The following is a 14,072-nucleotide window of genomic DNA, read 5'->3' on the forward strand; positions in this document are numbered from 1 at the left end:
GCCCAAATCCTTGATAATAGAGGGAGGGCTTTTTTTTATTCCGAATATAAAGCGCTTACAAGAAATCGTGAGCCAGCAAGTCTTTACAAAATCTCAAATTGTTTAGGGGGTGGGTTTTACAAGCGGCCCGTATACTTTCCTGATGTAAGACCCAGGTTGAAGAATCTTATTGGGAAGACGATCACTTCATAAATGTAAGGGAGGCATTCTGACGGAATGGTAAAAAACAAAAAAATATTGCCATCTTTGCTGAGCGGCGTATTGCTCTTTTCATTACTTTTGCCGGCAGGGCAGGGGCTGGCAGCAGCTTCGGGCCCATCATCGTTAGGAAACGTATTGGACAAGCGGGAAATGGAGATCGGCCCCGGAGCTACATACAGTTGGATGAACATGAAGCTGGACCGCGGTTCCCAGCAAATGCACTTCGTTGAATTCGATCCGAAGAACGCTGCGCTTGGACTGCAGCCGGGACTGACCGACGGCAAAGTGTACGGCATGCAGGGGGTCTCCAAGATGGCAGCCGATGCGGATAAAGAAGGCAACCGGGTAATTGCCGCCGTTAACGGAGATTTCTATGACATGTCGACTGGGGTTCCGATGGGCATGTTCATGGGGGATGGGGAGATTCTGAGCAGTCCTCCGGACGGATGGTTTGCTTTTGGGATGAAGAAGGACGGCTCATCGCTGTACGGGCAGAGTCCCAAGCTGACGAGAACCTTGACTATTGCGGGCAAAACAAGTCCGGTTTCGGCAATCAACCGGATGCGTGCAGCGGAGGGGCTGAACCTCTACACAGCCGCGTTTCATACATCGACGATGACCAACGATCTCGGAGATGAGATTGTGCTGGATGTGCTGGACGGAGAAGTGAAAAGCGGTCAGGCGCTGAAGCTGAAAGTGTCCGCGATCCACAAGAACAAAGGCAACACTCCGCTTGCGGCCGGTCAAGTCGTGCTGTCCGCATCCGGCAAGCACCGGGACGCTCTCGCAGCGCTTGCGGTCGGAGATGAAGTGACGGCAGACTTCGCCTTTGAAGGCGAGTGGAAGGACGTCACGATGTCCATCGGCGGCTCCGCGCTGCTGGTGAAGGACGGCGTCGCCCAGCCAAACAGTGATCCGGCGGCTCATCCGCGGACGGCCATCGGCACGAAGGCTGACGGCTCGGTGATCATGCTGGAGCTGGACGGCCGGCAGCCCGGCTTCAGCGAAGGCGTCACGCTCCAGGAGCTGGGCGTGATCATGAAGGACCTGGGAGCCGTTAATGCCTTGAACCTCGACGGGGGCGGCTCGTCAACGTTCGTAGCCCGTCTGCCGGGGGAGAAGACGCGCAAGATGCTGAACAGTCCTTCCGACGGCGGCGAACGTAAGACGGCGAACGGCATTCTGCTCGTCAACAAAGCACCGGAGGGAGCTGCGGACAAGCTGGTGGTTCAGCCGCAGCAGGAGCGCGTGCTGGCAGGCTCCAAGGCCGCCTTCAAAGCGGCGGCGGTAGATGCTAACCTGCATCCGGCTGCTTTGTCAGGCGATGTGCAGTGGAGCATCGATCCGGCGCTCGGCAGCATAGCCGCTGACGGTACGTTCACGGCAGGCAGGGCTGACGGCACAGCCGAGATCAAGGCTGCTGCGGGCAGCCTCAGCGGAACGGGAACCGTGGAAGTCGTCACGGAACTGACGGAGCTTAAATTCCCGGGTGAAGTGGCGACGGTTGCCTCCGGCGCTTCACAGACGATGAAGGTGACGGCTATCCGCGACGGTAAAGTCATTCAGGCGGACAACAGCCAGCTCCAGTGGCGGGTGGAAGGCCCGGTCGGCACGATCGACGCCAGCGGTGTTTTCACTGCCGCCAATGTGCAGGAGAAGCACGGCAAGATTTTTGCGAAACACCAGAATGTCGAAACTTCAATCGATGTGACGGTAGGACTGCCGCCGGTCATTCTGGAAGACTTCGAGAACGGCCTGGACCGTTATAAGCCGAGCTCGGGGGCGCAGGCCAAGTCTACGAAGGTCAGCATTGAAACCGATGAGGACCTGGTCCGGTTCGGCAAAAGCTCGCTGAAGCTGGAATATGATTTTACAGGCATGCCGGGTACGTCAGGAGCTTATTTGCAGACAACAGGCACCGACAAGAACATTGAAATCCCCGGGTATCCGGAGAAGATCAGCATGTGGGTGTACGGGGACGGCAAGAAGCATTGGCTCCGCGCCCAGCTGCGGGACAGTAAGGGAGCGATTCCGCTTGATTTCGTCGATCAGACCGTCGGCGTAGATTTCACGGGCTGGAAGTATCTTGAGGCTGCCGTTCCTAAGGGCAGGACTCTTCCTTTAACAATTGATATGCCGGTCCGTTATATGGAAACGAAAGCGGCGAATAAAGACGCGGGAGCGATTTATATCGACGGGATCCGCGCTATTTACGGGCCGGTTCAGGATGATATGGACCCTCCTGTCCTGAAAAAGCTGGCTCCGGCAGAGAACGCGGTAATCCAGACGAACACGCCGGTGATTACAGCCTACGGAGAGGATGCGGGGTACGATCCGGTCAAGCATCCGGGCACGACGCTGATTGATCCGGACAAAATCCGGTTCTACCTCGACGGCAGTCTGGTACCGCACACGCTGTATCCTCCGGAGGGGAAGATCTACTATACGCCGGGCGTTCCGCTGGCGGATGGAATTCACCAGGCCAAGATTTCCATTAAAGATTTATCCGGAAATCAGACGACCAAAGAGTGGACGTTTAACGTAAATACAGGCTCATCCAAGATCGTCTATGATACGCCGGAGAAGGTCTATGCAGGCGGTACGTATACCGTTGATCTGAAAGCGGTAAAGGCGGCGGATATTAAGAAAGGGCAGGTTGAATTTGCGTTTGATCCGTCCAAGGTGGAGAATGTGAAGCTGATCAGGGGCAGCAAATTAAGCGAAGCCCAGATGACAGCGGACATCGATGGAAGTAAAGGGACGGTTAAGATCACGATGCAGGAGCTTAGCTCCGCACTTCTTACCGATGGGGATCTTTTCGGCCAGATCCAGTATCAGGTGAAGAAGGACGCGGCCGGGACGAACGCAATTTCATTCAAATCAGGTTCCGTCTCGTTCGTAAGCAAGGGGGATACCAGCTTCTCGTTCTTCGGCCTCCCGCTCTCTTCGGAGATCAAGAATCACTTCCAGCTCGGCTGGAATGAAGAAGGGATGATCCAGGGCTATTCCACTGAGCTTACGGTAAAAGATGAAAGCGGAGCTGCCGTGGCAGGGGCGCAGATCCTGGCCGACGGTGCCGAAGTCGGTGTGACGGATGCAAGCGGTGTGCTCAAAACGGATCAATTGACGTCTGCGCTGAAGACCTACAATCTGCAAGCGGTCAAAGGAGATTTCTTGAGCGCTGTCGTGGTGTTCAAGGTATCACCGCTCAGCGGGTCCGCAGCCCCGCACAACATCAGTGTGGGCATGGGGGCAGATCCTGCGGTTTCACGTTCTTTCCAGTGGCATACGAATCCGGTTACGCAGCCGACGGTCGTGGAGATCGTGAAGGAGTCGGAATTCACGGATTTTGCCGCTGGGAATGTGAAGAAAATAACCGGTGACAGTTATTTGTATCACACGCTTGATCTCGGATCGGTACGCGTGCATAAAGCGGTGGCGGACGGGCTGCTGCCTGGAACGGGCTATGTGTACCGGGTCGGGGACGGGCAAGGGAATTACAGCCAGCAGGGGGAATTCCGCACTACAGAAGCTTCGGGAGATGCGTCGAAATTCTTATATTTCGCGGATTCTCAAGCGTCTGACGCCGCCGGTTTCAAGCTGTGGGGCAACACGATCAAGAAAGCGGCCTCCGAGAACCCGGATGCCGAGTTTATGCTCCATGCCGGCGATATGGTGGATAAAGGATTTAACGAAAAAGAGTGGAACCTGTGGTTCTCTGAAGCGCAGGCTGAGCTGATGAAGACGACGCTTGTCTCTGTCATCGGTAATCATGAAGTGATGGGCAATAAGGAGAACGGCGATTTCCTGGCGCATTTTAATCAGCCGGGCAACGGCCTGGATAGTCTGAAGGGAAGCAATTTCTCTTTTGACTACAAGGATATGCATTTCGTCGTTCTGAACAGTGAGTACCAGTATGAAGAGCAGGCGCAGTGGCTGCGCAAGGACCTTGCGCAAACGGATAAAAAGTGGAAGGTCGTCGCTTTTCACAGAGGTCCTTACGGCAGTATCTATGATGAGAAAATCGTGCGAGACACCTGGACGCCGGTGTTCGATGAATTTAAGGTCGATCTCGTCCTGAACGGACATGACCATATTTACAGCCGCACGTTCCCGATGAAAGGGAATAAACCGGTCGGCGAGGGAGAGGGCACGACGTATGTCATTGCCGGCTCTACAGGGCCCAAGTTCTACTCCCGCACGGTGCGGGAATGGCAGAAGGTCATTGATGAAGAACAGACGCAGATGTACGCGGCAGTGGAGATTGCAGGAGATCAGCTCCAGGTTGTGACCAAGACGGTTGGCGGCAGGGTGGTCGATGAATTTACGCTGAGCAAAAATGTTGTGCCGCCCGGGTCCATCGAGATAGAGCCGAAGAGCGCACTGCTTGCCGTGGGTGAGAGCATTTCGCTTAACGCAGCGGTGAAGCCGGATAACGCTTCGGATAAAAGTGTAACGTGGTCCGTCCAAAGCTCCACGCCGGATGGGGCCGCAGAGGTGTCGGCTGATGGAGTCGTAACAGCCCGCAAGCTGGGAACTGCGGTCATCCGGGCGACGAGCAAGGCGTCTCCGAATGTCTATGCGGACGTAACGGTGGAAGTCAACCGGATCCCGCTGGGCAAGATCGAATCCATTACGCTGGCGGGGCTTCCGCAGCTGAAAGCAGGAGGCGCGGATCAGACCGTTACGAAGGGCGTCTACACGGACGGGACAGCGGTTCTTCTATTGGAGAATGTCGCTTATGACAGCAGCGATAAGAAGGTAGCCACGATCGGGGCGACGGGGCGGATCAACGCGCTTGCTGAAGGTCAGACCGTTATCTCCGCTACTTACGGGGGGCACAGCGCGCAGTATGATTTAACGGTTCTTGCCAAGGATATGCCGCTTCCGGCGCTGGAGAGAATCAGCCTGGACGGACTCCGCTCCGAAATGGAACAGGGACAGACCGCGCAGGCGGCTGTGACCGGAACTTACAGCGATCAGAGCTCCACTCTTCTGACCGAGGGTGTGCGGTACACGAGTAGTGAGCCGTCGGTCGCTCCGGTTAATGCGAACGGACAGGTTCGAGCCGTCAGGGAGGGTCAGACGGTTATTACCGCGACTTACGGAGGCAAGTCCGCCCGGTTCGATATCCGGGTGAAGGCATCCGGAGGTTCGGGCGGCTCTGATGGCGGCAGCGGTAACGGTAACGGAGGCAGCTCAGGCGGCAATCCGCCGGTTCAGCCGCCGGTGACACCGGAAGAGCCGAAGCCGGATACGACCGGCCGGATCGAGATCAGCGCAAGCGAGCTTGCGGATAAGATCGCCGGAGGCAGTGCAGCGCTGCACACAAACGCACCGCTGAAGGAGCTGATCCTGCCCGGCAACGCAGCCGAGCTGCTGCAGGGCAAGCCGCTCAGCATCACGGCTGCCGGTCTTGCGGTCACGTTTCCGGCAGAGGTGCTGAGCGAGCTTAGCGCGCTGGTGCCGGCCCGAGAACGTGCCGGCAGTACGATCACGCTAAGCGTGAGCAAGCTTGCCGAAGCACAGTCGCAGGCGCTGCTTAATAGCGCAGAGCGTGCAGCAGGCGCAGAGCTTGCTGCCGCAGGAGATTTGCTGGCTTTCCGTCTCACGGTTACCACGAAGGACGGTAAGACCAGCGAGCTGTCCGCGTTCGGCAAGCCGATTACACTCCAGTTTGCGGTCAATCCGGCAGCGGATCGTGATCTGTCGGGCCTCTACCACATAGCGGATAGCGGCAAGCTTGAATATGTCGGCGGAACATGGCAGGACGGCAAACTGACTGCACAGGTCCGTCACTTCAGCACATACGCCGTGCTGGAATACAGCAAGTCGTTCTCCGATGTGCCGGAGAACCACTGGGCTGCCAGGGTCATCCAGGTGCTGGCAGCCAAAGGATTGATCGACGGAGTATCCGGCGATCAGTTCGCTCCCGGGCAGAAGGTCACGCGGGCGGAATTCGCCGCCATGCTGGTGCGTCTGCTCGGTCTCCAGGCGGAAGGCGCAGCGCCGTTCGCCGATGTGCCTGCGCAGCAGTGGTACGCGGGCGCCGTAGCCGCAGCCGCCGAAGCGGGGCTGGTGAGCGGAGTCAGCGCCACCGAGTTTGCGCCTGACGCTGCCATTAAGCGCCAGGAGATGGCGGCGATGATCGTGCGCGCGTATAAGCACGCCGGCGGCCAGCAGGGCGGTAGCGGCGCCGATGCAGGCGGAACAGGCTTCACGGACGTGGAGACGGCTCCTGCCTGGGCGAAGGAAGCCGTCGCGTCCGCCTACGGCCTTGGGCTGGTGGACGGACGCACGGACAGCCTGTTCCAGCCGCAAGGCGTCACGACGCGGGCGGAGAGCGCGCAGGTGATCTTCAAGCTGATGAACAAATTAGCGGAGTAACGGGTAATCCTAAGCTTCATAACGGCTGACGGCTGCAGGCTATGGGCCGTCATCGTCATTAAAGCCTATCTTCTTTGGCCTCTGTGCCGGGAAGATAGGCTTTTTGCGGATTCCATTACAGCGGTCACGGTGATCTGAGGGGGTGTTCCGCAGGAGAAGCATCTGTTCGGATGTGCCCGAACATGATAAGCTTTTTCTAGATGGAAATCCTTGTATGAATGGTGGATGAAGGGCATGCAGCCGTTAATTTTACTGGTGGAAGATGATGTCGCGATTAGTGACATGGTGGATGACTATTTGAACAAGGAAGGCTTTACTGTTGTAAGGGCCTATGACGGCGAAGAAGCCGTCCGGCTGTTCGGGGAGTATGCGTTTGATCTGATCCTGCTTGACCTTATGCTGCCTAAGCTGAGCGGGATGGATTTTTTGCAGGTGATCCGGGAGCGGAGCCTGATTCCGATTCTGATTACTTCCGCCAAGGACGGCGACGTGGATAAAGCGCTCGGTCTCGGTTTCGGGGCGGATGATTACATCGCCAAGCCTTTCTCGATGATCGAACTCGCTGCAAGAATCAAGGCCGCTATCCGGCGTGCCACTAAATATACAGCGGGTTCACTGGCGGAAGCGGTTAAGCAGCCGCAAGAGATCCGCTTGGACGACCTGCTCATTGACCTGGACAACTTTTCGGTGAGCCGTAACAACCAGGAGATCAAGCTGACAGCCAAAGAATTTCACCTGCTGAAACTATTTGCCGCGAATCCGAAGAAGGTGTTTACCAAAGCTAATATTTTCCGCTCTGTCTGGGAGGACGATTATCTGGGCGACGAGAACGTCATTAACGTACATATGCGGAGATTGAGAGAGAAAATCGAGATAGATCCCTCCAAACCGCGTTATATTCTGACTCTATGGGGAATCGGCTATAAGCTGGGGGACTTTTGAAATGATAGGAGCAGGAGTCTGGGCGCTTATTGTACTGGCAGCCGTATCGGTCCTATTCAATCTTCTGCAGTTTCAATCGAAAAGGAAGAGGGACGCGGGCCTTGTTTACATCTCCGGGAAGGTAAGAACGATTCTGGATTCGCATTCATCCGAGAAAGTGCTTCACCTGACGGATGATCGTGAACTGAAGCTTTTGCTGGCTGAGCTGAATGCCTTACTGGAGGACAATCATGCAATTCACGCGGAGTATGCGAGATCGGAGAATGCAATGAGAAGAATGCTGTCCAATATCTCTCACGATCTCAAGACACCGCTTACCGTTGTACTCGGTTATATCGAGACCATCCGGCAGAACCCTCAGATGGACGATACCGAGAGAAACCGGCTGCTGGCGAATGTTCACGGCAAGGCGCTGGAAGTCGTAGGACTGATGAACAAGTTCTTTGACCTGGCCCGTCTGGAATCCGGGGACAAAGAGCTGCCCCTCACACGGGTTGATCTGGTCGAAGTTTGTTCGAATGCGATCCTGGCTTTCTATGATGTGATTACGGCTAAAGGCATGGAGGTCCGGATCGAATTGCCACAGACGCCGGTTTATGTGGCCGGCAATGAAGAAGCGCTGACGCGTATTCTGAACAATTTGCTCTCTAATGCGGTCCAGTATGGCAGTGATGGGGGCGTTATCGGCTTGAAAGTCCGGCAGGATGAAGAGCGGGCTTACGCGGAGGTCTGGGACAGAGGCAAAGGAATTACCGAGCTGCACAAAGACCGTGTCTTTGAAAGAATGTATACGCTGGAAGATTCACGCAACGTTCTGTATCAGGGAAGCGGGCTCGGGCTGACGATTACCAAACGGCTGGTGCAGATTATGGGCGGTGAAATTACCTTGTACAGCAAGCCTTATGAGAAGACGGTCTTTACCGTCCGGTTATCAAAATTCACGGTTGTCACAGCTTAAGAATTTCGTAAGAAACGAGTAATAAAAAAGAAAATCGCTCCGTTTACACTTAGAGATAAGAAAGCGAGAAGGAAGGGGCAAGGGCAATGAGCGCGATTCTGACAACGACACGGCTGACCAAAGCTTTTGACGGCCATGAAGTCGTATCTAATGTGAACATGACTATTCAGCAAGGTGAGATCTACGGATTTCTCGGATTGAACGGAGCAGGCAAAACAACGGTCATGAGAATGATGATGAATCTGGTTAAACCGACGGAGGGCGAGATCGAGGTTTTCGGAGAGAAGCTGACGGATCACTCTTATGATGTTTTCAAAAGAATGGGCAGTATTATTGAATACCCGGTCTTCTATGATAAGTTGACGGGGAGAGAAAATTTGGAGCTGCACTGCGAATACATGGGCTATCATAACCTTAAGGCGATTGACGAAGCGCTGGATCTGGTTCAATTGAAAGTGAGTGACTCCAAACCGGTCAAAGAATATTCCCTGGGAATGAAACAGCGGCTGGGAATTGCCAGGGCGATCACAACCAAGCCCGAATTGCTGCTGCTGGATGAGCCTATCAACGGCCTTGATCCGGTCGGGATCAAAGAGCTTAGAAAACTATTCAAGCTGCTGAGCAAGGAATATGGCATGACCTTATTGATCTCTTCTCACATTCTAGGCGAAATTGAGCAGTTTGCCGATACGATTGGTGTCATTAGTGAGGGCAGGCTGATTGAGCAAGTTACGATGGAAGAGGTTCATGGCAGAAGCTCCGATTATCTGGAAGTCGTAACGCCGGACTTAACCAAAGCCGTGATGATTCTGGATAGTAAACTGGGACTGCGTAATTACAAAGTAATCGGGGAGAGGATTGTCCGGATTTATGAGCCTGGTGCTGCCGCTTCCGATATTTCGAGAACGCTCCTCATGAACGGTGTGGACATTGATTCGATCAACAAGAAAACAAGTTCTTTGGAAGATTACTTCCTGGAATCCATTCATGGGGGTGGCGTGAGTGCTTAAACTAATGAAGCTGGAACTCAAGAAGCACAAATTCGGCAGGTATTGGTACCCGGCGGCCATTGCCAATGCGGTGATCCTGGCACTCATCGGCTTTATGCTTGTGGTGCAGCGGACGGAGCAAGATCTGGATTTCATGAAGTCATATTCGGGTGTTTTTGATACCGCAGGAACGATGGTGAAGGCAACTTTCATTATTTTCGCTTCGGTGCTTCTGGCCAGACTCGTCATTGGCGAATACAAGAACAGAACCATTACCCTTATGTACACCTATCCGATTAAAAGGAAAAAGGTCTTAACGGCAAAGCTGCTGACTGTAAGTCTCTGGACATTCATGATGATTATCTTGTCACATGTCGTTGTTATCGGTGTCTTCCTCGCAGCAGATGCAATAATCGGAATTGTAAATGAGCCTTTGTCCGGTGATCTGATCCGGGATTTGGCCGTATCCGTACTGTTCAAAGCCGTGACAGCCAGCGGGATCTGCCTGATTCCCCTTCTGCTGGGCATGAAGAAGCAGTCTACTCCTGCCACGATTATTTCCGCAGTGATTCTCGTTTCGATTACAGATTCCAATAACGGCGGTTATTCCCTGAACGCTTTCATTCTTGCCCCGGTTCTTCTCGCAATCGCCGGGATCGTCACCGCTTACTTCTGTATCCGTAATGTCGAGAAAGCAGATGTTCTGTAAAATATTCCCTGACGCTGCTCTTGTACCTTCTGCGAATATTGGTGTATGATGTCCGAAAAGACGAAGGGTGGCTGCTGAGGATTGTTTAGTCTGCAAAAAGAGAAACCGGCAATAAGAAATACGCTGTATATTTTAATGGCTCTGGTGCTTATTGTTTCTGTGGCGACTGTGCTGTTCTACGGGGACCGCTTCCTGCTGGGGACGTATGCTAAATTGAACAACGATGATGTAGGATATATGTATGCTGCGAAGGTTCTATTGGAGGAAGGCACACTCGTCTACAAAAGCTACCCGGATCCGACTCTGTTCATTATGCCTGGTTTGCCGATCATCCTTGCATTCTTCATGCTGATCTTTGGGGATTATGAGACGACGGCTGCGGCTTTCCGGCTGTTTCAGTGCGTGTTACAGACTGCGATGATTTATTTTCTTTTCGTGATCGGACGACATTTATTCAATTCCAAGGTTGCACTGGCTGCCTGCATAATAGCCGCTATATATTTGCCTAATTACTACACAAGCGGTGTTATTTTATCTGAATCTATCTTTCAGTTCTTATTCTTTCTGATCATTTGTATGACTTTGTGGGCATTGAATAAGCCTTCAACAGGCCGCTATATTGTGATCGGGATTTTGATCGCTCTGGCCTGCTATTTTAAACCCCAGATCGTACTCTTCCCATTAATTATCGGAATTACCTGGTTAACCCGTAAATATTCCTGGAAAAAGATGATCTTGTACACGATCACAATCGTGATGACCGTCTGTGTCGTTATGAGCCCCTGGTGGGTGCGGAACTATGTGGACTTCGGCAAGTTTATTCCCTTTACAACTTCCAGCGGGAATCCGATGCTGATGGGAATACTGCCGGGAGGGATCCCGGCCGAATTTTACAACAAATATCCCGAGTATTCACCTGATGTCTATGATGACTCGACGGAGACAGTGGGCAAAATTATCGGGTTTAATTTCGAAACCAGGCCTTTTGAAAGCTTCAAATGGTATGCTTTCGATAAAGTTCTCCTCTCTTTCGAACATGATTTTTATTGGATGGATTTATGGGGGATCACTCAGGAGCCGGCGCGTGTCGGGCACGTCATCCTGACTTTGCTTGGAGCGGCCGGTCTACTGCTTGTCTGGTTCAGGCGCAAGCACGACTTTACTGTCCTGACTCTTACACTGCTGTATTTTATCGGTGTTCACATCCCGTTCGTCGCATTCTCCCGCTACATGTATCCGATTATGTTTATACTGACATTAACGGGTGCCTACCTGCTTGTGTATCTATTCGAGCTTGGCTCCAATCTGACTTCTTCCAGAAGTAAGAAATCAACAGGAACGGGCATGAAGCTGGGAGGCTGACGGACGAAGGTTGACTGGACGAAGGTTGACGAACGCAGATCGGCATTTGACCCGGTTTGAAGGTGCAGGCGGAACGTGCGGCTGCACAGCAAAAGGACACTTCCTACCCGGTACTTATTGGCGGCAGCCAGTAAGTGCGGTCCAGGAAATGTCCTTTTTGTTGTACGCTGGTTCATCGCAGATGGGATAGAGCAAGTGATTGCGGAGCAGGCGAGTGAACTGCAAGTGTTGAAGCCATGTGACTGCAGCACATAAGCCCAGCAGCACACAAGCTCAGCAGCACGTAAGCCCAGCAGCACGTAAGCCCAGCAGCACACAAGCTCAGCAGCGCACAAGTTCAGCAGCACACAAGCTCAGCAGCGCACAAGTTCAGCAGCACACAAGCTCAGCAGCGCACAAGTTCAGCAGCACGTAAGCCCAGCAGCACACAAGCTCAGCAGCGCACAAGTTCAGCAGCACGTAAGCCCAGCAGCACACAAGCTCAGCAGTCTACAAGCCCGGCATTGCCCATAGGCCGACAGGTATCGAAAGCCGGCCTATGCGCTGCGCGTTCTCCAGCCGGTTTGTGCGGCATATCGCTGCCGATACGGATAGCCGATGACTGCCCACCAGCGGCATTGGTATTGCATGCAGAATCTTACGGCTGCACACCGCTAACTTCCACCGTATAGGCCGGATATCGCTTGTCTCCCTGGGAGATTTCACTCTTGCCCTTATACTTACCGGTTACGAGGATGGTTTTACCAGGCTTCCAGGTATATTTACCAGTCAGCTGGATGAAGTAGCCTTCATACTCGGCAAGTGCTGTGCCGCTGCGGACCTGCGAGATCTGGACGGATAGCCGGACGGCTGTGCCCGGCTGCTGCCGGGAGAGTTCCGCTGCGTCGATCTCCTGGTAAGCTCCGGCGGAGTCCGGCGCCGGTACCTCTTCGCCGCTGTCCGAACTGCCCTGGGAACCGTCTTGACTGCCCCCGGGCTCGCTGCTGCCGTCCGCAGGTTCCTGCGGTTCTTCGGTGTGATCCGTAAGGGAGCCGGCATCCAGGCTGTACTTGCCTTTGCTGTAGAGGTACAGCACTTCCCTGCCGGCCCCTTCACCGCTCGGATTGCTGACGCGAAGGACACCAGGGCTTGCAACCGTGTAGCCGTCCGCTTCCATATCCAGGAGGATATGGAGCTGAGAGCCCTTGGTCTGCTCATAGACGGTGTAGCGGGCTTTACGTGTACTTGACTCGCTCTCAACCTGTACAACAGGAAGCTTATTCATACCCAGCTCATCCGCGATCCGGATGTTCGTCACGGACAAGCCCTCGCCGATGTCCGCTTCTGTCCTGGCAAGCGACTGGTCAGACATTAGACGGACGAAGACCAGCTTGCCGCTTTCAGTCAGACCTACTGCCGCATACTCGGCGCCCCATAGTCCTTTCCCTCCGGCTGTGTGCGTGAATTTGGCATTCTCCACAGCTTTATTCAGGATCAATTCGGGACTCGATGTCATCCATTTGAGTTCAAGCTCGCGGATCTCTTTGCTGGTATCGCGGTATTCGCCGAGTTTCTTATACAAATCGGCCGCTTCCTGAAATTTACCGGATGAAGCAAGCTGTTCCGCACGGGCCGTCTGCTTCCGGATTGATGTCTGGATAAAGGTGTTTACTTTGGATGAAGCTCCGGCGATTTCCTTCGTGCCCTGATACAGTTTGGCATAAGTTATGAACGTTTCGATGTCTCCTGCATTCAGCAGCTTCGTTAGCGCGCTTTGAATGTAGACCTCCAGCTTGGGAAGTACCCAAGCCGCTTCGAGGCTGCGCTCCGTATAGAATTGGCGCAGACGCACGCCTTCCTGGATTACCTCATTGAATGGTTTTTCCTTGAACCAATATTCCAGCCGGGCCGTATCGTATTTCTGGAACAAGGCATTCAATTCTTTTTTCTTCGTCTTCTCGTCTTTGTACGCGGAGGCCGGGAGCTGAAGCAGGTAGGTGATCGCTTCATCGTTATCGAACGATTGGGCGCTCATTGCTTCTTGCAGGTTTTTCACCAGCACTTGTCTGGCCTGTGCCAGTGCGGCTGTAAATTGTTCGTCCAATTTGTAAGCGGCGCTCAGCTCGGCAAATTTTTGCTTGGCGTTCTCGTCCTGAGTACTGATTTCGGATTTCTTGGCCTGATAGGTGGCGTAGGCCTGAATCAGGCGGCCGAAATCCTGACTTCCTCCCGCGGTCTGGGACAAGTCCGAAGACAGGGAGTTCATCAGCCGCTTCAGCTCTGTGACCGGACGGAGGGCGGCAAGCGCGGCATCTATCTCCGTTTCCTTGTAGTCGAAGGAACTTATTCCCTGCGCCCGGGAGTACCAGTCTTCGGCTTCTATATCCCGTCCGGCTGCCTGCTCGGCAGCTGCTTTGCCATAGAAGCTGACCTTTTGCCAGACGGCATAGGATTTGTAGCCGGCGAGAAAAATCATGGCCGCTAGGACGAAGGCGGCCGCATTTCTGTAACGTATGGCGCGGCGATACGTAGAACCTAACATAGC

At 53.9% G+C, this 14,072-nt stretch carries 7 protein-coding genes; 6 read left to right on the forward strand and 1 reads right to left on the reverse strand.

Annotated features, from left to right (window positions below):
• Window positions 1-216 precede the first annotated feature (216 nt).
• The 6 genes from AR333_RS15550 (at window position 217) to AR333_RS15575 (ending at window position 11,548) form a co-directional block, all read left to right on the forward strand.
• Entirely contained in the window at window positions 217-6,588 is a 6,372-nt protein-coding gene (locus tag AR333_RS15550; RefSeq protein WP_068776288.1) for a phosphodiester glycosidase family protein, read from the forward strand.
• Window positions 6,589-6,822: 234 nt separating this feature from the next.
• Window positions 6,823-7,530, forward strand: coding sequence for a response regulator transcription factor (locus AR333_RS15555; RefSeq protein WP_068776289.1), 708 nt, complete (start codon window positions 6,823-6,825; stop codon window positions 7,528-7,530).
• A 1-nt stretch (window position 7,531) separates the two neighbouring features.
• Window positions 7,532-8,488: a sensor histidine kinase KdpD gene (locus AR333_RS15560; RefSeq protein ID WP_068776290.1), complete on the forward strand. Its 957-nt coding sequence runs from the start codon at window positions 7,532-7,534 to the stop codon at window positions 8,486-8,488.
• Between the two features lie 86 nt (window positions 8,489-8,574).
• Entirely contained in the window at window positions 8,575-9,498 is a 924-nt protein-coding gene (locus AR333_RS15565) for an ABC transporter ATP-binding protein (protein WP_068776291.1), read from the forward strand.
• Complete coding sequence (locus AR333_RS15570; RefSeq protein ID WP_068776292.1) at window positions 9,491-10,186, forward strand: ABC transporter permease; 696 nt, start codon at window positions 9,491-9,493, stop codon at window positions 10,184-10,186. The genes AR333_RS15565 and AR333_RS15570 overlap by 8 nt, the downstream gene beginning before the upstream one ends.
• Before the next feature lie 81 nt (window positions 10,187-10,267).
• The gene (locus AR333_RS15575; protein WP_068776293.1) at window positions 10,268-11,548 is read left to right on the forward strand and encodes a glycosyltransferase family 39 protein; all 1,281 of its coding nucleotides are present in this window, start codon (window positions 10,268-10,270) and stop codon (window positions 11,546-11,548) included.
• 637 nt (window positions 11,549-12,185) lie between these two features.
• On the opposite strand, the gene AR333_RS15580 is transcribed toward AR333_RS15575, so the two are convergent.
• A complete protein-coding gene (locus AR333_RS15580) occupies window positions 12,186-14,069 on the reverse strand; it encodes a hypothetical protein (RefSeq protein ID WP_068776294.1) in 1,884 nt (627 codons plus the stop codon).
• Between the last annotated feature and the right edge of the window lie 3 nt (window positions 14,070-14,072).

It is taken from the genome of Paenibacillus sp. FJAT-26967 (assembly GCF_001541095.1).
Classification (GTDB): Bacteria; Bacillota; Bacilli; order Paenibacillales; family NBRC-103111; genus Paenibacillus_F.

Coding starts and splice junctions, on each gene's coding strand:
- AR333_RS15550 (WP_068776288.1), top strand. CDS start 217: ATGGTAAAAAACAAAAAAATATTGCCATCTTTGCTGAGCGGCGTATTG.
- AR333_RS15555 (WP_068776289.1), top strand. CDS start 6,823: ATGCAGCCGTTAATTTTACTGGTGGAAGATGATGTCGCGATTAGTGAC.
- AR333_RS15560 (WP_068776290.1), top strand. CDS start 7,532: ATGATAGGAGCAGGAGTCTGGGCGCTTATTGTACTGGCAGCCGTATCG.
- AR333_RS15565 (WP_068776291.1), top strand. CDS start 8,575: ATGAGCGCGATTCTGACAACGACACGGCTGACCAAAGCTTTTGACGGC.
- AR333_RS15580 (WP_068776294.1), bottom strand. CDS start 14,069: ATGTTAGGTTCTACGTATCGCCGCGCCATACGTTACAGAAATGCGGCC.